15 protein-coding genes are annotated in these 18,979 nt (G+C 67.2%); 9 read left to right on the top strand and 6 right to left on the bottom strand.

Annotated features, from left to right (window positions below; all coding sequences use genetic code 11):
- The first annotated feature begins 21 nt into the window (after positions 1–21).
- Positions 22–1,308 (top strand): aspartate aminotransferase type Ic, encoded by a 1,287-nt coding sequence (locus tag QJ043_RS05090; protein ID WP_283713759.1) that lies wholly within the window; start codon positions 22–24, stop codon positions 1,306–1,308.
- A 286-nt stretch (positions 1,309–1,594) separates the two neighbouring features.
- On the opposite strand, the gene QJ043_RS05085 is transcribed toward QJ043_RS05090, so the two are convergent.
- On the bottom strand, positions 1,595–4,072 hold the full coding sequence (locus tag QJ043_RS05085) for a glycyl radical protein (RefSeq protein WP_283713760.1): 2,478 nt from the start codon (positions 4,070–4,072) through the stop codon (positions 1,595–1,597).
- 111 nt (positions 4,073–4,183) lie between these two features.
- Between QJ043_RS05085 and QJ043_RS05080 the strand changes: the two genes are divergently transcribed.
- Positions 4,184–5,104, top strand: coding sequence for a glycyl-radical enzyme activating protein (locus tag QJ043_RS05080; protein ID WP_283713761.1), 921 nt, complete (start codon positions 4,184–4,186; stop codon positions 5,102–5,104).
- A 141-nt stretch (positions 5,105–5,245) separates the two neighbouring features.
- Here the strand turns inward: QJ043_RS05080 and QJ043_RS05075 are convergent, their stop codons facing one another.
- On the bottom strand, positions 5,246–5,758 hold the full coding sequence (locus QJ043_RS05075; RefSeq protein ID WP_283713762.1) for a nitroreductase family protein: 513 nt from the start codon (positions 5,756–5,758) through the stop codon (positions 5,246–5,248).
- 65 nt (positions 5,759–5,823) lie between these two features.
- Between QJ043_RS05075 and QJ043_RS05070 the strand changes: the two genes are divergently transcribed.
- Positions 5,824–6,615 carry a protein-ADP-ribose hydrolase gene (locus tag QJ043_RS05070; protein WP_283713763.1) on the top strand — a complete coding sequence of 264 codons (792 nt, stop codon included), beginning with the start codon at positions 5,824–5,826 and terminating at the stop codon, positions 6,613–6,615.
- A 32-nt stretch (positions 6,616–6,647) separates the two neighbouring features.
- Here the strand turns inward: QJ043_RS05070 and QJ043_RS05065 are convergent, their stop codons facing one another.
- Complete coding sequence (locus tag QJ043_RS05065) at positions 6,648–8,510, bottom strand: PTS mannitol transporter subunit IICBA (RefSeq protein ID WP_283713764.1); 1,863 nt, start codon at positions 8,508–8,510, stop codon at positions 6,648–6,650.
- Positions 8,511–8,821: 311 nt separating this feature from the next.
- Between QJ043_RS05065 and QJ043_RS05060 the strand changes: the two genes are divergently transcribed.
- The 3 genes from QJ043_RS05060 (at position 8,822) to pfkB (ending at position 11,945) form a co-directional block, all read left to right on the top strand.
- Positions 8,822–10,078 carry a zinc-binding dehydrogenase gene (locus QJ043_RS05060; protein WP_283713765.1) on the top strand — a complete coding sequence of 419 codons (1,257 nt, stop codon included), beginning with the start codon at positions 8,822–8,824 and terminating at the stop codon, positions 10,076–10,078.
- A 63-nt stretch (positions 10,079–10,141) separates the two neighbouring features.
- On the top strand, positions 10,142–10,921 hold the full coding sequence (locus tag QJ043_RS05055; protein WP_283713766.1) for a DeoR/GlpR family DNA-binding transcription regulator: 780 nt from the start codon (positions 10,142–10,144) through the stop codon (positions 10,919–10,921).
- 100 nt (positions 10,922–11,021) lie between these two features.
- Positions 11,022–11,945 (top strand): 1-phosphofructokinase, encoded by a 924-nt coding sequence (gene pfkB, locus QJ043_RS05050; RefSeq protein ID WP_283713767.1) that lies wholly within the window; start codon positions 11,022–11,024, stop codon positions 11,943–11,945.
- A 278-nt stretch (positions 11,946–12,223) separates the two neighbouring features.
- Here pfkB and QJ043_RS05045 read toward each other — a convergent pair whose 3' ends face one another.
- The gene (locus tag QJ043_RS05045; protein WP_283713768.1) at positions 12,224–13,684 is read right to left on the bottom strand and encodes an LCP family protein; all 1,461 of its coding nucleotides are present in this window, start codon (positions 13,682–13,684) and stop codon (positions 12,224–12,226) included.
- A 337-nt stretch (positions 13,685–14,021) separates the two neighbouring features.
- Between QJ043_RS05045 and QJ043_RS05040 the strand changes: the two genes are divergently transcribed.
- Positions 14,022–15,470 (top strand): LCP family protein, encoded by a 1,449-nt coding sequence (locus QJ043_RS05040; RefSeq protein WP_283713769.1) that lies wholly within the window; start codon positions 14,022–14,024, stop codon positions 15,468–15,470.
- A 158-nt stretch (positions 15,471–15,628) separates the two neighbouring features.
- Here QJ043_RS05040 and QJ043_RS05035 read toward each other — a convergent pair whose 3' ends face one another.
- Together QJ043_RS05035 and QJ043_RS05030 are read right to left on the bottom strand one after the other, a co-directional pair.
- Positions 15,629–16,642 carry a DUF362 domain-containing protein gene (locus QJ043_RS05035; protein WP_283713770.1) on the bottom strand — a complete coding sequence of 338 codons (1,014 nt, stop codon included), beginning with the start codon at positions 16,640–16,642 and terminating at the stop codon, positions 15,629–15,631.
- A 25-nt stretch (positions 16,643–16,667) separates the two neighbouring features.
- Positions 16,668–17,195, bottom strand: coding sequence for an ECF transporter S component (locus QJ043_RS05030; protein WP_283713771.1), 528 nt, complete (start codon positions 17,193–17,195; stop codon positions 16,668–16,670).
- Positions 17,196–17,287: 92 nt separating this feature from the next.
- Between QJ043_RS05030 and QJ043_RS05025 the strand changes: the two genes are divergently transcribed.
- Both QJ043_RS05025 and QJ043_RS05020 read left to right on the top strand, forming a co-directional pair.
- Entirely contained in the window at positions 17,288–17,599 is a 312-nt protein-coding gene (locus QJ043_RS05025; RefSeq protein ID WP_283713772.1) for a hypothetical protein, read from the top strand.
- Positions 17,600–17,705: 106 nt separating this feature from the next.
- Positions 17,706–18,971, top strand: coding sequence for an ATP-binding protein (locus tag QJ043_RS05020; RefSeq protein ID WP_283713773.1), 1,266 nt, complete (start codon positions 17,706–17,708; stop codon positions 18,969–18,971).
- The last annotated feature ends 8 nt before the right edge of the window (positions 18,972–18,979 follow it).

The raw sequence follows: 18,979 nt of genomic DNA, 5'->3' as shown, positions 1-18,979 counted from the left end.
CGCCCCGTCAAAGGAGGAGCCATGCCAACCTGCTACGAAACCATGGACGACGCCGCGCTCGCCCGAGAGACCGAGCGGCTGCAGGCCGACGTCGACGCCCTGGCGGCCCAGGGTCTCACGCTGGACATGGCGCGCGGCAAGCCGTCGCCCGCGCAGGTGGACCTGTCGCGGCCGGTGCTCGACGTGCTGACAAGCGAGTCGTCGCTCACGGACGACGGCGTGGACGCTGCCAACTACGGCGCGCCCGACGGCCTGCCGAGCGCCCGGCGCCTGATGGCGGAGGTGCTCGAGGTGGACCCGGCGCACGTGATCGTGGCAGGCTCTAGCAGCTTGAACCTGATGTACGACCTGGTGGGCCACGCGTTCACCCGTGGCGTTCGAGGCGCGACGCCCTGGAGCGAGCTGGGCGAGGTCAAGTTCCTGTGCCCGGCCCCCGGGTACGACCGCCACTTCGCGGTGACCGAGCACTTCGGTGTCACCAACGTGCCGGTGCCGATGACCGAGACCGGCCCGGACATGGACCTCGTGGAGCGCCTCGTCGAGACGGACCCCACGGTCAAGGGCATCTGGTGCGTGCCGAAGTACCAGAACCCCACCGGCGTGACGTTCTCGGACGAGACGGTGCGGCGGTTCGCGGGCCTGCGGCCGGCCGCCGAGGATTTCCGCATCTATTGGGACAACGCGTACGTTGTGCACGGCCTCTATGACCAGGACGACGAGCTGCTCAACATCTTTGACGTGCTGGCCGAGACCGGCCGCGAGGACCTCGTGTACGAGTTCGCGTCCACGAGCAAGGTGACGTTCCCGGGCTCGGGCATCGCGTGCGTCGCGGCAAGCCCCAAGGACCTGGACGACATCCGGCTGAGCTCGAACATCCAGCGCGTGTGCTCCGACAAGATCACGCAGCTGATGCACGTGCGGTACTTCTCCGGCCGCGAGGCGGTGGTGGACCACATGGCGCTCATGGCCGAGGTGCTGAGGCCCAAGTTCGAGCTGGTGGAGCAGAAGCTGACGGACGGGCTTGCGGGCCTGGACGTCGCCACGTGGACGAACCCGCGCGGCGGGTACTTTGTGTCCTTCGACGGGCCGGACGGGTCGGCGAAGCGCATCGTCGCGATGTGCCGGGAGGTGGGCGTCACGCTGACGGGCGCCGGCGCGACGTGGCCCTACGGCGACGACCCGCGCGACAGCAACATCCGGATCGCGCCGAGCTACCCGACGCTGGAGGAGCTGGGGCAGGCGCTCGACGTGCTGGTGGCCTGCACGAAGCTCGTGGCGGGGCAGCTGGCGGCCGAGGCCCGGGCCTAGCGCCGGCGCGTTCTTCCTGCTGTTGCGAGACCGCTCGTTCTTCCTGCTGTTGCGAGAGGAACAGGAACGGAGCCAGCCCCTGATTGGGCCGGCTCCGTTTTTCATGCCGTTCCGGGCGGTTTGGAACCCTGTGGACAGCGGCGCTTTAGCAGGAAGAACGGGGCGCGAACCCCGCGGTCGGGTCGCAGAGGCGCGCTCCGTCCTTCGCCGCGTTCTTCCTGCTGTTGCGCGCATCACGGTCGAGACCTGCAGGCTCGCTTTAGCAGGAAGAACGGGGCGCGCGGGTCTACAGGCTCTGCTCGGTCCTTCCGATGATGTCGTCCTGCGTCGCCCGGGACAGGTCGTTGAAGAACGCGCTGTACCCCGCCACGCGCACGATCAGGTCGCGGTGCTTCTCCGGATGCTCCTGCGCGTCCAGCAGCGTCTCGCGCGACACCACGTTGAACTGCACGTGGTACCCGTGCAGGCGGTTGAAGTACGCCCCCAGCATCATCTTGAGCTTCTGCTTGTTCTGCGGCTTGGCGAGCATCGCCGGGGTCATCTTCTGGTTGAGCAGCACGCCGCCGGTGATCTTCTCGGTCGGCAGCTTGGTGATGGACTTGAACACCGCCGTGGGACCGTTCTGGTCGGCGTTGTGCGCCGGCGAGCAGCCCTCGGCCAGCGGCTCGTGCGCGTGACGGCCGTCGGGCGTCGCCATCGTGCCCATGCCCTGGCCCACATTGGCGCTGATGGAGCTCGTGCCCGCATAGCGGATGCCGCCGATGGGGCCGCGCCCGAAGCGCGTGCTGTGGTACTTGGCCACCTCGTCGATGTACGGGTCGTACGCCTCCACGGCCAGCGAGTCCACGTAGTCGTCGTCGTTGCCGTACCTGGGGGTGCCGGCCATGAGCGCCTGGCGCACGGCCTCGCCCTCCTCGCCGGCAAAGTCGCTCACCAGCGCGTCCCACACCTGCTGCGTCGTGAGCCTCTCGTCCTCGAACACGACCTTCTTGAGGGCCGCCAGCGAGTCGGCCATGTTCGCGATCCCCACCTGCAGGCCGCTGATGAAGTCATAGACGGCGCCGCCCTCCTTGATGGTCTTGCCGCGGCCGATGCAGTCGTCGGTCAGCGCCGAGCACAGCACGTCGGGCACGTCGCGCTCGCTCGCGAGGTCGATCGCGTTCTCCACGATCACGGAGGCGCGCGTGAGCTCGCGGATCGTCTTGTCCCAGGCCCCCATCAGCTGGTCGAAGCTTGTCATCTCGGTGAAGCGGCCGTAGTCCTGGGCGAACCGCTTGCCGGTCGTGAGGTCCACGCCGCCGTTCATCGTGCAGAGCAAAAGGCGCGGGAAGTTGAGGTAGCTCATACCGGTGCAGCGGTAGCCCCATTTGCCGGGCACGGCCGTCTCCACGCAGCCGATGGCGGAGTAGTCGTAGGCGTCCTCGCGGGCCACGCCCCACTGGATGAAGCTCGGGACGATGACCTCGTCGTTGTTCATGGCCGGCATGCCGAAGCCAAGGCGCCAGACCTCGACGCACAGGTCGAGGAAGTGCGGGTCGATGGCATGGTGGTAGCGCACCGTGAGGTTGGGCTGCGTGAGGCGCGTCTGCGCGACGGACTGCAGGATGAGGTAGGACAGCGGGTTCACCGCGTCGACCGGCTCGCCGTCGACCAGCCGCTGGCCGCCGATGGTCACGTTCTGGTACATCGGCGAGCCGGCGCTCGAGAGCGTGTGGGTCTGGCTGCGCACCTTGTTGATGGTCAAGGTCTTGATCCAGAGGTTGCCGAGCAGCTCCAGGGCCTCCTGCTCGGTGATGCGGCCCGCCTCGAGGTCCGCCTGCAGGTAGGGCCAGACGTATTGGTCCATGCGGCCGTACGAGAGGGAATGGCCGTTGGACTCGATCTGCAGCACCACCTGCAGCATCCAGACCGCCTGCAGCGCCTCGGCGAACGTGCGCGCGGGCTCGTAGGGCACGCGCTCGCAGCGGTCCGCGATGGCCAGCAGCTCGGAAGCGCGCTCCGGCGTCGCGGTCGCGGCCTGCTCGCGAGCAAGGGCCGCATAGCGCTCGGAGAAGCGCTTCACGGCGGCGATCGTTTCGAGCACCGCGTTATAGAACACGCGCTTGTCGATGGAGGCGGGGTCCGTCAGATCCAGGGCGGCGGACGCCTCGCGGGCGCGCCGCTCGTACCCCGCGAGCCCCTCCGCCAGCACGCGACGATGGTTCACGGCCAGGTGCGCGTCTCCGGCGTTGAGCTTGCCCTCCATGCCGAAGAGACCGGTCTCCATGTAGACCTGGACCTCCTCCGGCAGCAGCGCCTCGCCGCGGGAGCGCAGGTTGTTGTTCTCCCAGAAGGGCGCGACGGAGCGGATCTGGTCCTTGGTCTGGTCGGTGATGTAGAAGACGTCGCCGTCGCGCTTCTCGAACAGGTCCAGCTCGTTCATCACGAACTCGAGCGTGTACTCGGGGAACACCGGCGCGTTGCGGTTCTTGGTGGCCTGGTTGCCGGCGATGAGGGTCTTGTCCTCGATGTACACGGTCATGTGGTCGAGGATGTGGCTCAGCATCCGGGCCCGGCGCATCACCTGCGGCTGGCTCTTGCTCTGCTCGTAGGCCTCGGTGGCGAGAAGCGCGCGCTCGGCGTCGATATAGGGCTTCTCGGACAGCACCTCCTCGCGGAACTCCTGCATACGCGGGGTCAGGGCGCCGAAAAGCTCGGTGGGGTCCTGAGGCTGGGTGTTGTCGAAGCTCAGGTACGGTGCCTGCGGGGCGGCAGTGACGGTCATGGTTCCTCCGAGAAGAAGCGATGAGTAGCATCCTTGGCAAGAGGATACCAGGAAGACGTTTCGTAAGCTATTGTTGTTTCGTACGTAATCAGTGTTAGGTAAGGAGACCCCGTGGAGACTCCCTCCGCCACCGTGTTCAACGTGCAGAAGTTCAGCCTGGACGACGGCCCCGGCATCCGCACCACCGTCTTCTTGAAAGGCTGCCCGCTGCGGTGCGCGTGGTGCGCCAACCCGGAGAGCCAGCTGGGCGCGCCGCAGGTGCTGTGGGACCGCCGGCAGTGCGTGGGGTGCGGGACGTGCGCCGCGGGAAGCGGGGCGGTGACACTGGACGAGAAGGGCGTGCATGTGGACCACGCCCGCGTGAAGGACGCCGAGGCGGTCGCCGGGCTGTGCCCCCACGGCGCGCTGACCGTGGCCGGCGAGACGCGCACCGCCGACGACGTGGCCGAGGAGTGCCTGCAGGACCTGCCCTTCTACCAGGAGTCGGGCGGCGGCGTGACGGTGTCCGGCGGCGAGCCGCTGCTCTGGCCGGACTTCGTGGAGGCGCTCGCGGCACGGATGCACGGGCACGGCGTGCCGATGGCGGTCGAGACCACCGGCTGCGTGAGCGAGGCCGCCTTCGCACGGGCGCTGGAATCACTCGACCTCGTGCTCTTCGACGTGAAGCACCCCAACGAGGCGTGGCACATGGACGGCACGGGGGTCGGGCTCGGCCTCATCCGCAAGAATCTCGTCCAAGCGCTGCGCTGGGCCGAGGCGGGCGGCGAGGTGCTGTTCCGCACCCCCGTGATCTTTGGCTACAACGACGGCGCGGCCGCGGGCATCGCCGAGATGCTGCACGGTGCGGCGCGCGAGGCGGGCTTCTCGGGCACCCCGAGGCTGCAGCTCCTCCCGCTCCATCAGTTCGGCGAGGGAAAGTACGACAAGCTCGGGCGCGAGTACGGTCTCAGGGACGAGAGGCCCCTTCACGAGGAGGACCTGGAGCCGATGGCGGAGGAGCTGCGCGCGCTCGGCATCGACGCCTTCGTGTGACGGCTGCCGGATCGTTCTTCCTGCTGTTGCGACGGGGTCGTTCTTCCTGCTGTTGCGAGAGCGGCACGGCGTTCTTCCTGCTATTGCGACGCCGCAGGTGAACGACCCTGTTCTCGCAACAGCAGGAAGAACGGGGCGGTTTCAGCGGCGGACCACCGTCTCCTCGAGCGGCTTCCGCAGCCCGTGGTTCGCCAAGGGGCCTCCGTCGGCCGCCGGGTGGCCGAGATCAAGGAGCATCAGCACCTCCTCGTTCTCCGGCAGCCCGAAGGCCTCCTTGGCCTCGGCGGGATCGAAGAAGTTGACCCAGCAGCTGCCGAGCCCGCACTCCGCGGCGGCCAGCATCAGGTGCGTCGCGACGATGGACGCGTCCTCGGCGCCCGAGTCCCGCTTCCCGCCCGGGTACGTGAACACGTTCTCGGTGTCCCAGGCCACGAGCAGGACCACCGGCGCCCCGTAACGGCAGGGCGTGATCGAGTCCACCTTATCAAGATCCGTTCTACCTGCTAAAACGTACACGCGCTGCTCCTGCAGGTTCTTGGCCGTGGGGGCCAGGCGCCCGCAACTCAGCACATACTCGAGGTCGCCCGGGTCCACCGGCGTGGGGTCGTACTTCTTGCAGGAGTACCGGGCGGCGGCCAATTCTCGGAACGACATGAAGAACCTCCTGACGGCGGGTGCAGAGTCCTCTAGATTTTAACCAAGCATCAAAGGAGGCCACCGTGGAGCAGTGTGAGCGACGGAAACGCCTGATCGAGCTGCTGTGGAGGGAGCGTGGCGAAGCACCGGACGTCCCCACCACCGACGAGGAGCAGCGCGTCGTCCTGCGCGGCCTGCTGAACCAGCGGCCGCCGATGGCCGCCAACGAGGAGCTCCTCGCGCTCCAGGACGCCTACTTGCAGGAACGCCTGCGCGAAGTGGGCACGGTGGACGCGGACACGCTACCGGTGGCCCAACGTGTCGGCAACTCGGGGCTCTCCCTCTGGCAGGGCGACATCACGCGCCTCTCGGCCGACGCCATCGCCAACGCGGCCAACCACGCCATGCTCGGCTGCTTCCTGCCCGGCCACCACTGCATCGACAACGCGATACACACCTACGCGGGGCTGCAGCTGCGCCTGGCCTGCCATGAGATCATGCAGGGCGGCGAGGCCGTGACCGCTCAGGTGATCGTGACGCCGGCCTTCAACCTGCCCGCGCGCCTCGTGCTCCACGTGACGGGGCCGGTCGCGCACCGACCGGCCACCGAGCAGGACGCCCGAGCGCTCGCCCGCTGCTACGAGAACCTGCTGGATGCGGCCGTAGCAAACGGGTGCCGCACCGTCGCGCTCTGCTGCCTCTCCACCGGCGTCTTCGGTTTTCCGCAAGAGCGAGCGGCCGAGATCGCGGTGGGCACCGTCCGCCAGTGGCTGAAAAACCACCCGCAAGCGCGCCTGCGGGTGGTCTTCAACACGTTCCTGGACAGCGACCAGGCCATCTACGAAAGCCTTCTGGGACCATCAGCCCTGCAATGACGCGCAGATAAGCTATGTCCCCTTTTTGCAGGTTAGGCGAAGCAGCCGTCGAACCAGTCCACGTCGTCCGTGGACTTCATCTTGTCGAGCACGGACTCGTCGCTGATCAGGCCCACCAGGTTGCTCAACACGGTCAGATGCTCGTCGCCCTTGCCAGCGATGCCGAAGAGCAGGTGGGCCTTCTCGCCACCGCCCCAGTCGACGCCCTCGGGGTACTGCAGCACGACCACGCCGGTCTCCTTCACGGCGTCCTTGGCCTCGTTGGTGCCGTGCGGGATCGCGACGCCCATGCCCATGTAGACGCTCGTCAATTCGTCACGCTCGATCATCGCGTCCACGTAGCTCGGGTCCACGCAGCCGAGGTCCACGAGCGCCTGGCCGGTCTGGCGAATCGCCGTCTCCTTGTCCACCGACGGAAGACCAAGGCGGATCGCCTTCGGGCGCACCATCACGTTGGTGTCGGGCTCGGGCTCCGGCTCGGGGGCGGCGGGGGTGGTCTCCATCAGCTCGGCGGCGTTGGAGAGCGTGGTCAACGAGTCATACAGGGCGTCGAGGGCCGGGTCGTCGAGGAAGTTGTCGATCACGACCACCTGGGCCTGCGGGGCGCTCTTCCGGGCACGCTCGGAGAGCACGCGCTGACACACGACGATGGCGGCGTCGGCGGGCACGGTGTCCACGGAGCTGTGCTCAACGGTGAGGTCGGGGCGCATGGCCTTGATGCGGTTGCGGAAGCGGGTGGCGCCCATCGCGGAGGAGCCCATGCCGGCGTCGCAGGCGAAGACGATCTTCGCGTTCTCGGTGTTGCTGATCACGATGGCCTCGGCCGTGCCCGCGATGGCGCGCTTCTCGCTCGTGGCGGCCTCGGGGGCCTCGACGGGCATCGTGCGGACGATCGGCATCGCGATCGCGAAGGACACACCGGCGGCGATGCCGACGCCGATCACGGTCTGGAGCAGCGTGTCGGCGGGCGCCATGGACAGGAAGGCGATGATCGAACCAGGGGACGCCGGGGCCACGAGGCCACAGCCGGTCATCGAGAACCACAGGATGGCCGCAGCGGAGCCACAGATCGGGGCGATGATGACCTTCGGGTTCATCAGCACGTACGGGAAATAGATCTCGTGGATGCCGCCGAAGAAGTGGATGATGGCGGCGCCGGGGGCGGACTGGCGGGTCTTCTCGTCCTTAGCGAAGAGGCAGTAGGCCAAAAGCACGCCTAGGCCGGGACCGGGGTTGGCCTCGAGCATGTACATGATCGAGCGGCCCGTCTCGGCGGCCTGGTTGAGGCCGATGGGGCTGAAGATGCCGTGGTTGAGGGCGTTGTTGAGGAAGAGTACCTTGGCCGGCTCGATGAAGATCGCGAGCAACGGCATGAGGCCGTAGTCGACGAGGGCGCCGACACCGGTGGACAGCACGACGAGGATCACGGACATCACGGGGCCGATGGCGTAGTAACCGACGACAGACATGCCGAGGCCGAGCAGGCCGAGGCTGAAGTTGTCGACGAGCATCTCGAAGCCGCCGGGCGTGTGCTCCTGGCTGAAGGCGTCGACCTTCTTCATGAGCCAGCCGGTCACGGGGCCGATGACCATGGCGCCCATGAGCATCGTGTACTCGGAGCCGACGATGCAGCCCACAGCGGCGATGGCGCCGGCGACGCGGCCGCGGTCCCCGCCGGTGAGGTAGCCGCCCTGCGCGGCGATGAGGATCGGCAACAGGTACGTGAGCATGGGGCTCACGATGCTCGCGAGCTGCTCGTTGGGGAACCAGCCCTTCTCAATGAAAAGGGCCGCCAAGAAGCCCCACGCGATGAACGCGCCGATGTTTGGCATGACCATGGAACTTAAGAACTTGCCGAACTTGGTGACGCTGTCCTTAACTGCCGTTGCTGCCACTGCCGCCTCCTTTGGTACGGATTGCCTGTCTTAGAGCCCGGCGAGGGGCTCGGGGCGCTCCGCGTCGGCTTGCCGTCCCTCTATGTGTTGGAACGACAGCAACGAGTGTAGACAGGTTTGATCCAGCTTCCGTTAAAACGAAAGGATTAGCGCCGAACGGTCGGAATTTCGGTGCCAACGGTTTTTGTTCCAACAAATCTGTGGACAGCACGCTTTTGCTTGACAACAGAAGAGCTGTTGTCAGAATACAAATCAGCTTTTGGCTCAACAGGAACACTCCGTTCCAACCTCGCGTGAAAGGAACCTTCCCCATGAAGACCCGCGCCGTCCGCCTCCACGGAGCCAACGACCTGCGCCTGGAGGAGTTCGAGCTCCCCGCCATCAAAGATGACGAGATCCTCGTACGCATTGTCTCGGACAGCATCTGCATGTCCACCTACAAGTGCGCGACCCTCGGCGAGGACCACAAGCGCACCCGCGACCTCGCGAACCACCCCGCGATCATGGGTCACGAGTTCGCCGGCGACATCGTCGAGGTGGGCGCCAAGTGGGCCGACGAGTACCAGCCGGGCATGCGCTTCACGATCCAGCCGGCCATCAACTGGCAGGGCACGATGTGGTCGCCCGGCTACTCCTACGAGTTCTGCGGCGGCGACGCCACCTACTGCATCCTCCCCGCTGAGGTCATGTACGCCGGCTGCCTGCTCAAGTACCACGGCGAGGCCTACTACGAGGCGAGCCTGGCCGAGCCCATGAGCTGCTCGATCGGCGCCTTCCACGCGGCCTATCACACGCAGATGGGCGTCTACGAGCACTTCATGGGCATCAAGGAGGGCGGCAACCTGGCCATCACGGCAGGTGCGGGCCCGATGGGCCTCGGCGCGCTGACCTACGCGCTCCACTGCGACCGCCGGCCGGGCCTCGTGATGGTGAACGACATCGACCAGGAGCGCCTCGACCGCGCGGCGCAGCTCTTCGACCCCGCAACCGTGAAGGACGAGACGGGCATCGACCTGCACTTCGTGAACACGGCCGGGATGGCCGACCCGGCGGCAGAGCTCATCGCCCTCACGAACGGGCACGGCTACGACGACGTGCTCTGCTACGCGCCGGTGGCCGCCGTGGTGAAGCTGTCGAGCGACATCCTCGGCCGCGACGGCTGCCTCAACTTCTTCGCCGGCCCCACGGACACCGAGTTCACGGCCCCCATCAACTTCTATGACGTGCACTACAACTCGACGCACGTGATGGGCACCACCGGCGGCAACACGGCCGACATGGAGGAGTCGCTCGACCTTTGCGCGCAGGGGCGCATCGACCCGGCCGTCATGGTGACCCACGTGGGCGGCCTGGACGCGGCGGCCGAGGCCACGCTTAACCTGCCGAAGATCCCCGGCGGCAAGAAGCTCATCTACCCGCCGATCGACATGCCGCTCGTGGCGCTCGACGACCTGCGCTCCAAGGCCGGCGAGGACCCGCGCTACGGCGAGCTGGCGGACATCGTCGACGCGAACCGCGGCCTCTGGTGCGCCGAGGCGGAGCAGTACCTGCTGAGCCACTGGGGCTAACGCCTCGGCAGTAGCGATACGATAAGTCCCGCCTTTCGAAACGCAAAAGGGAGGGACGCGACCGTGGGGAAGCGCGCGATGACGCAAGAGATGCTCGCCCGGCGCGACAGAATCGTCGCGCTGGTCAACCAACAGGGGACGGTCTCGTTCGCCCAGATCAAGGCCGCCCTCCCCCACGTGAGCGAGATGACGATCCGCACGGACCTCAAGGCCCTCGACCAGGAGCGCCGCATCGTGCGCATCCACGGCGGGGCCCGGTCCGTTTCGTTCGTCGTGGGCACGGACGACCTGTTGGACCTCCGCGCGGTTCGCAACGTGGACGAGAAGAAGACCGTCGCCGCCAAGGCCGCCGCGCTTGTGGAGCCCAACACCACCCTCTTCATCGACTCCGGCTCCACCACCGCCCTCATGGCCGCAGAGCTCCCCGACGAGCACTTCATCGCGTTCACCAACAGCCTGGCCGTCGCGGGCGAGCTGGCGCATCGGGCCCACGCGGAGTCGTTCCTCATCGGCGGCCGCATCAACCGCTTCTCGCTCTGCACGGACGGCGTGCGGGCGCAGCAGCACGTGGAGAGCCTTGCGTTCGACCAGTTCTTCATGGGCGTGACCAGCTACAGCCCCGAGTGCGGCTTCAGCTGCGGCTCCGACGAGGAGGCGCTCCTCAAGCGGCTCTGCATCAACCGTGCCGAGAAGACCGTCGCGCTCATGGACAGCTCAAAGGTGGACGTCCGCAACACCTTTGGCATCTGCGCATTGGACCAAGTGGACGTCGTGGTGTCCGACGGCGAGCTGCCCCAGGACTTCCTGGACGCCTGTCGGGACGCCGGCGTCCAGGTGCTGTAGGAATGAGCGCCCGGCGGGTTTTGACTCATTGACAGCGGTCGCTGCGGTTCTACTCTGGTTTCAATGCGGGTTCAGTCATCGGTCAGCAAAGGAGAGCACCGTGATCTACACCGTCACCCTCAACCCCGCGCTCGACAAGACCGTCTACGTGGATGATTTCGAGCTGGACTCCGTCAACCGCGTGCGCACGCACCGCGAGGACCCGGGCGGCAAGGGCATCAACGTGTCCAAGGTGATCCGTGCGCTCGGCGGGGACTCGCGGGCGCTCGCGCTGCTCGGCGGAGCAACCGGCGCGCACATCCAAGAGATGCTGGCCGAGGCGGGCGTGGACTGCTGGGCGTTCGAGGTCGTGGGCGAGACGCGCACCAACACCAAGATCGTCGACGAGGTGCGGCACACCAACACCGACGTCAACGAGCCGGGCCCCACCGTGGGCCGTCAGACGCTGGACGACATGCTCGCCGTGCTCTCGGACACCGTCGAGGAGGGTGACGTGGTGGTGCTGTCCGGCAGCCTGCCCAAGGGCGCGCCTGCGGACACGTACCGTACCTGGACGCTCGCGCTCAAGGAGGCCGGCGCGAAGGTCTTCGTGGACGCGGACGGCGAGGCGTTCACGCTGGCGCTGGAGGCGGCGCCGTCGCTGGTGAAGCCGAACGAGATCGAGCTGGGCGCCATGCTCGGCCGCAAGCTGGACACCGACGAGAAGGTCGTGGAAGCCGCGCGCGAGCTGGTGGCGCAGGGCATCGAGCGCGTCGTGGTGTCGCGCGGCGGCGACGGCGCGGCGCTCGTGGACGACGGTGCCGTGGTGCTCGCGCGGAGCCCCAAGGTGAAGGTGGGCTCGACCGTGGGCTGCGGCGACTCGGTGGTGGCGGCGCTGGCGCTCGCGAACCAGCGAGGCCTGAGCCCGCAGGACACGATGATCCTGGCGACCGCGACGGGGTCCGCGAACGCGATGATGACGGGCACGCAGCCGGCCCCGGCGCAGCTGGTGGTGGAGCTGCAGCCGCAGGTGGAGCTGGCGTAGCAGCGGCCAATCGTTCTTCCTGCCAAAACGCGCACATCGTTCTTCATGCCAAAGCGTGCACGGGGCAGCCTCCACAGGCTGCCCCGTTTTTCCTGTCGTTTCGTACCTGCGCCCCAGGCGCCGCATCGGATGCCACGCGCAGCCCCATGCAAAAGGCCGGGCGCCCCACCAACAAGGGGGCGCCCGGCCTCTCAAAACGGCAGGAAGAACGAACCTCTCGAAACAACAGAAAGAACGGGCCTCTCGCAACAGCAGGAAGAACGAGAGACGGGCCGGCGTTACTCGTAGTCCACCATGTCGGTGCCGAGCACCACGAGCACATCCGCACCGTTGTCCGTGTACGTCCCCGTGCCGTTCAGCACCCGCACCTCGCCGCCGAGCGCCTTCGCCACGGCCTCCGCGTTGGCCTTTTGGCTCTCGTCGAAGTACACCACCGCCGTTGTGTCGTAGTGGTTCACCGCGGTGCCGGCGTTCGTGGCCCACCCGTAGGTCGCGAGGCTCTGCGACACACGCCCGGCCAGACCGTCCACGCCGGCGGCGTTCAACACCTCGACGGTTCCGGTCTGGTCTCTCTTCAAGTCGTCGTCCGACGTGTTGGCCACGCTGCCCGCGCCCGCCGTAGAGTCGGTCGCGGCGGTGCCGCCCTCGTTCTTCACGTTGGTCGTGCCGCCGGCCGCATCGCCTGCGGGGTCGTCGTCGGCGCTCTCATAGGGCGAGAGGCCTTGGTTCACGCGTTGCATCATCGTGCGCCACGCATCGGTGTCACAGATCTCGTACCAGGTGTTGTTCACGTAGGAGGACGTCGTGGGCTCCATGCCCGTGTAAACGTCCGTGTCCATGTTGATGCCCTTCATCTCGCTCGCGAGGTTGAGGATGTCCGTGAGCGACAGGTCGGTGGTCACAGAGTCCGCCAGCTTCGAGATGCTCGCCGTCATCGTGGCCGTGTCGCTCGCGAGGATCTTCTTGCAGATGGCGGCGATCACCATGCGCTGGTTGGCGGCGCGGTACAGGTCGCCGTCGCCGTAGTTGTCGTAGGCGTGGCGGCTACGGCAGAGCGTGAGCGCCTGCTGGCCGTTGAGGGTCTGCCGGCCGGCCTTGATGGGCTCGCCGGCCATCGGGTCGTTGATGTCGATGGGCACATCCACCTCGATGCCGCCCAGCGTGTCCACAATCTCGGCGAAGTGGTCGAAATCGATCTCGGCGTAATGCGAGATGGGCACGCCGGCGAACTCGCTGACCACGTCCACGGCGTAGCTCGGGCCGCCGAACGAGTAGGCCGCGTTGATCTTTTGCTGGCCATGCTCGCCGAGGTCGACCAGCGTGTCGCGATGTATCGAGACGAGCGTCACCTGCGGCGTCTGCGGGTCGATGCGCGCCAACATGATGGAGTCGCTGCGGTAGTAGGAGTCGTCCTTGCCGTACTCGTCGCTCTCCGCGCGCTCCTCGGACTTGTCCACGCCGAGCAGCAGCATGTAGAACGGGTCCTCCTTCGAGGTCTGCTGCGTGAGCGCCTGCAAGAGATTGCCGTCGACACCCTTGTTGAGGCGCGACTGGACGTCGTTGAGGTACCAGGCGAGTCCGGCGATGACGCCCACGGCCACAACGGCCACGGCAATGAGCGCCACCTTGACGCCCTTCCTGAGGCGCCGCTTCTTGAGCTTGGCGCCGTAGTGCTCCTGAGCGCTGTCGCGGCTCAGGTCGGGGGTCTGCGGCTCCTGGATATCGGGCTTTTGCTTCACTCGTCCTCTCCAGACTGAGGAACCCGCGAGGCGCGCGGGGACGGCAGATGAGACGGAGGGCCAATCGGTCAGCCCTCCGGATAGGGGCGGCTCGGCAGCTCAGCACGATGCTTCAAGCTGACTGAACGCTGTCCATGGTAAACGCTCGCGCGTTATCAGTCTCCTCGGGAGCGGCCGAGCCCAAAGCTCCAACAGAAGGCCCAAGCGACTGAAATCAGCGTAATGACAGGACACTCGATCCAGGCGTTCGGTTTGGAGCGCTTCTTGTGCAGAAGGCCACCGCCCAGAGTGCGCTCGTTACTATGAGCCTGCGACACGGCTCGAAAGGAATCTAAGCTTGTCACAGAAGAACCGCCCGCAACGACAGCTCTCCAACGCGTCCTCGCTCTCGCGCGAGCGCTCCGCCAACCGTTACGTCACCAAGCGGCACCAGCAGAAGCGGCGCCGCGGCGTGAAGGGCGTCCTGGTCGGCGTCGGCGTCGTCGCGGCCTGCGCGGTGGTGGGTCTCGCGATCTACCTCGGCACCATCCAGTCGCGCCTGTCCGCGGGCGTGGACTCGGGGCTGCTCTCGTCGCTCACGCGCACCACCGTGACCAAGCCGTTCTACATGCTGCTGCTCGGCACCGACAAGTCCGCCGAGCGCGAGGAGACCGGCTCCACCGACGGCGTCTATCGCTCGGACTCGATCATGCTCGCGCGCATCGACCCCGCCAGCAAGGAGGTGACGCTCGTCTCCATCGAGCGCGACATCCTCGTGGACATGGGCGACCACGGCGAGCAGAAGGTCAACGCCGCGTACACCATCGGCGGGGCGGGCTACGAAGTGGACATGGTGAGCAAACTGGCGGGCGTGGACATCTCGCACTACGCCGAGATCAACTTCGACGAGTTCGTCAAGGTGGTGGACACCATCGGCGGCATCGACGTCGACATCAAGATCGATTTGGACGACGACCTGGCCGGGCTGCACCTCAAGGCGGGCCGGCAGACCATCAACGGAGAGCAGGCCCTCGCCCTCTGCCGGGCGCGCCACGCCTACGACAACTACGGAGGCGGCGACTACTACCGCACCGCGAACCAACGCATGGTGATCGGCGCCATCCTCAAGAAGATCCTCGCGAGCAGCCCCGCCACCATCGCGGCAAGCGTGAACCAACTGGCCGGCTCCGTGACCACGGACCTGTCGCTGACGGACATCCTGTCGCTCGCCGGCTCCTTCCGGGGCTTCGACCCGTCGACCAACCTGATGAGCGGCCTCACCCCCACCGAGTCCAAGTACATCAACGGCGGTTGGTACGACGTGATCAAGGAGGACGAGTGGCGAACGATGATGGAGCGCGTGAACGCGGGCCTGTCGCCCTACGCGAGCGAGGACGACGACTTCACGCGCGACGTCGCGGGCTCCTCGAGCGCCATCAAGAACGACGACGGCACAGGCAGTTCCAGCAGCTCTGGTGCGAGCGGCACAAGCGGGTCGACCAGCGCGACCGGCGGCACGGTGCTCGTGATGAACGGGGCGGGCGTGAACGGCCTGGCTGGGTCGGTGGCGACATCGCTGCGGAGCGCCGGCTACACCTGCGAGGCGGTGTCGGCGGACACCTTTGACCACTCGACGACCGAGGTCCTCGCGGTGGGCAACGGCAACCAAGGACTCGCACTTGCAGTGGCGGACCGCCTGGGTCTCTCAGTGACGGGCGTGCTGACGGCCGCGCCGAGCGGGACACCCGAGGGCTTCGACCCCGCAGTGGTGGTGATCCTGGGCCAGGATATGGCCGACAAGTACTAGCCCCGTCGTACGTGATGGGTGAAGCGACCCGCCACAACGCGGGCATGCCGTTCTTCCTGCTGTTCCACGAAACAGCAGGAAGAACGGGCCAAGGCCTCGCCGTGATCTGAGAAGCGCGCGCCGATCTGCCGACCTCCTGCTCCACGTGCCGAGAGTCCCTAACCTTGGAACGGCACCACGTGCGCCACGGCGTCAGCGCAGCTCACCGGCTCGCCCTCGTTGTCTAGATCAACCAACGTGTACACACGGCTGCCCATGCCCAGCTCCTCCATGTACGAGAGCTGCCTCAGGCCGTGCCGCGTCTCGATGCGCTCCACTAGGTCATGGTTGTCCTCCGGCTTCATTGCGTACACGAGGTCCACGCAGGCCTGATCGAGCGCGCAGACGTCCTCGCTCGCGAGGATCCCGACGTTCGGCGTCACCACCGGCATCGCCGCCGTGCCCTCGCAGTCGCAGCTCACGGACATGTTGCGCATCACGTTGACGAACGTGATCGCGCCCGCGAAGTGGTCGCACGTGGCCTTGGTGCTCTCGGTCATGCGCTCCATGAACTCCTCGGCGGCGATGTCCCACTGATTGTCCTGGCCGGGCGTCGTGTGGATCTGCGCCTTGCCCACGCGGCCGTCGGCGCACCCGATGCCGAGGTTCTTGTTGGAACCGCCAAAGCCACCCTGCGTGTGGCCCTTGAAGTGCGTCAGCGCCACGAGCGAGTCGTACTCCGCCAGATGGCTCCCCATCGAGATGTCGTCGCGCCATTTGCCGCCCTCGACGGGCCAGCTCACGGTGCCGTCCTCGTCAAGGATGTCGACCGGCGCGAAGGTCCAGCCGTTGTGGGCGATGGTCTCGCGGTGCTGCTCTGTGGTGTACCGATCGCCCTGGTAATAGGTGTTGGTCTCAACGATGGATGGCTCCAGGTCGTCCGCCGCCAGCTCGTTCGCGAACAGCTCCGCGACCCACTCGCGAGGGATGATGTTGGGGCCGTCCTTCTCGCCCGTGTGCAGCTTCACCGCAACGCGGCCGCGCACGGGGCCGGACACCGCGCGATAGACCTTGCGCAGCCCCTCGGCCGAGAGATCGCGCGTGAAATAGACGGTCGACGGCTCGCCGGTGCGCTCCTCGGGGGGCGCGTACACGTCGCCGCCGGTGCCGGGAACCGGTTTTTCTTGGGCCACTGGGTGCTCCTTTCTCCGGACGCCGCTACGCGCGCTCGTCGCGCCGGCGCACCGCCGACAGCACCAGCGGAATCGTGACCAACTGCACGACGATGCCCGGCAGGCCGGTCGCGGTCGCTGCAACCTCGGCCGCCAGCGGCACGAGCCCGAGCAGCACCACCAACGCGCGGCCGCTCAGCTGCACGAGCAGCACCTGCACCACCACTGGCAACCGGGACTCACGCACGAGCCCCGCCACTGCCCCGTAGCAAGCCAGCTCCACCACCATCACGGGCAGGATCGCCACGGCCGGCATGCCCGTCACGGCAAAGCTCGCCAGCGGCGACAGCACGCCCGCCGCCACGCCCGCGACCGGCCCCGCCAAGAAGCCCACGAGCAACACCGGCAGGTGCATCGGCAGCCACACGGAGCCAAGGGACGCGCCGAGCCCCAACGCACCGGCCACAAGGTGCACCACCTGGGGCAATGCAACGGCCGCAGCAACTGCGGCACCCACGGCCCACGCCTGCGTCGGCGCGGGCAGCGCCACCGCACGTCTCGCGTTCCGATCCATACTGCTCCTCTCATCCGTCCTGTTAAGCTCACTTTCAAAGGATAGCGCCCGCACTCAAGGGAAATCAGCATCACTAACGAGAAGGGGGCACCATGTCCGACGACAACGACTGGGGATGCTTCGGCTGCTTCGCGTTGATTCTCGGCATCGGCGTGGTCGGCGCCGCGCTGGAAGCCCTCGGCGCGTTCCTCGCACGGGTGTGGCCGGCTCTCCTCGGCGCCGGCGTGGCCGTGGGCCTGTGGTTCCTGCTGCGCGCAGTCTGGCGCGAGGCCGTCGCCGAGAAACCCGACGACCGTCGCATCCAGGCCGGTCTCGCCATGGCCCCCGTCGACCGCAAGTTCTGGGCGGCCGCCGCGTGCGCGGGCGTCGGCCTCTTGGTCTTCCTGCTGGCGGTGCTGCTGTGACGCGGCCATTGGCTCGCGAGGTAAGAATACCCTATTTGCATCTCTACTAGTGGTAAGAATCTGTTATTCTTACCTCGCGACGTGAGACGTAATCGGCGGAGGTGTCATGGCTCGCCGAGGTAGCCCCGTGCTCGAGTACAAAAGCAGCGAAGAGAGCGAATGGCTGAAGATGGCCTGCGCCCTCTCGAACTGCCGTGGCGGCACCCTGGAGATCACCGCCGAAGACACCGAGAGGCCACCCGACCTGGACGAGCTGGTGCTGGCCATCGAGAACGCTGTCAACGGCTCCATCGAGCCGCGCCCTTTGCTCTCGGTCCAGACGGACCCCGAGAGGGGCGCGGCCGTCGTTCGCGTGGCCCCTGGCCCCGCGACCCCCTACCTCTATCGCGCCAAGGCCTACCGGCAGTCGGGTACGGCGGCCATCGAGGTCGACCAGACCGAGCGTGTTCGCCTGGAGCTCCAAGGCCTCGACATCACCTTCGACCGCCTGCCCTCCGAGCGTCAGGACCTCACGTTCCATCGGCTTGGAGCAGCGCTGATTGAGGGGCTCGGGCTTGCCGGGTTCAACGCCGACACCCTCCGCGCGCTCGGCCTTTATCAGGATGGGCGCGGCTACGACAATGCCGCAGCCCTCCTGGCCGACGAGAACGGCTTTCCCGTGATGGAGCTCGTCCGGTACGGACGCGATCACAACGAGATTGTCAAAAGGGAGCGCCTGCAGGGGGTCTCGGTGCTTGAGGCACTCGAACGGGCCGAGGCGTGGCACCGCGACCTCTACGTGCGCGAGCGCGTGACCGGCGACGGCCAGCTCGAGACCGTCGAGGTGGTTCCCCTGCCGGCGTTCCGCTCGGCCGTGGCCACGGCGCTCGCGCAGCGGGACTGGCTTCTCCCCGAGCCCGTCGTGGTCACGATGGACGAGCACGGGGTGACCGTGACGTCCCCGGGCGAGTTGCCGAGCGGCATGACGATGGGCAGCTACCTGGCCGGCGCGCCTTCTTTGCTCAGGAACCCCGAACTGGCCACCGTCTTCCTCCGCCTCGGTCTCGTTGCGAACCTTGGGTCGGGAGTGCGCAGCATGAGGGCCGCGTACGAGGGCTCCCTCGCCAATCCGATGTTCGAGTTCGGGGACAGTGCCGTCACGGTACACCTGCCCGCCTACGACCAGCCGAACCTGACCCCAACAGAACGGCGGGTTCTCACGTGCCTCGTCACCGAGGGGCCCTCGACGAGAGCCCGGGTGGCCGCCGCCACCGGCTTCGCGCCTTCCACCGCGAGCAAGACGTTGGCGACGCTCTGCGCGATGGGCCTGGCCGTCCGGAGCGGCGGCGGACGCTCGACCACCTATCACGCAGCAGGCACCGAAGCCGACTAGGAGCCCCT

This window comes from Kribbibacterium absianum, assembly GCF_030067705.1.
In the GTDB taxonomy this organism is placed as follows: domain Bacteria; phylum Actinomycetota; class Coriobacteriia; order Coriobacteriales; family Atopobiaceae; genus Kribbibacterium; species Kribbibacterium absianum.
This window is presented reverse-complemented; position numbering and strand designations above follow the sequence as displayed.

Bases quoted from the DNA above. Each gene is read 5' to 3' on its own strand.
- QJ043_RS05090 (WP_283713759.1), top strand. From the start codon at position 22: ATGCCAACCTGCTACGAAACCATGGACGACGCCGCGCTCGCCCGAGAG.
- QJ043_RS05085 (WP_283713760.1), bottom strand. From the start codon at position 4,072: ATGACCGTCACTGCCGCCCCGCAGGCACCGTACCTGAGCTTCGACAAC.
- QJ043_RS05075 (WP_283713762.1), bottom strand. From the start codon at position 5,758: ATGTCGTTCCGAGAATTGGCCGCCGCCCGGTACTCCTGCAAGAAGTAC.
- QJ043_RS05060 (WP_283713765.1), top strand. From the start codon at position 8,822: ATGAAGACCCGCGCCGTCCGCCTCCACGGAGCCAACGACCTGCGCCTG.
- QJ043_RS05030 (WP_283713771.1), bottom strand. From the start codon at position 17,195: ATGGATCGGAACGCGAGACGTGCGGTGGCGCTGCCCGCGCCGACGCAG.
- QJ043_RS05025 (WP_283713772.1), top strand. From the start codon at position 17,288: ATGTCCGACGACAACGACTGGGGATGCTTCGGCTGCTTCGCGTTGATT.
- QJ043_RS05020 (WP_283713773.1), top strand. From the start codon at position 17,706: ATGGCTCGCCGAGGTAGCCCCGTGCTCGAGTACAAAAGCAGCGAAGAG.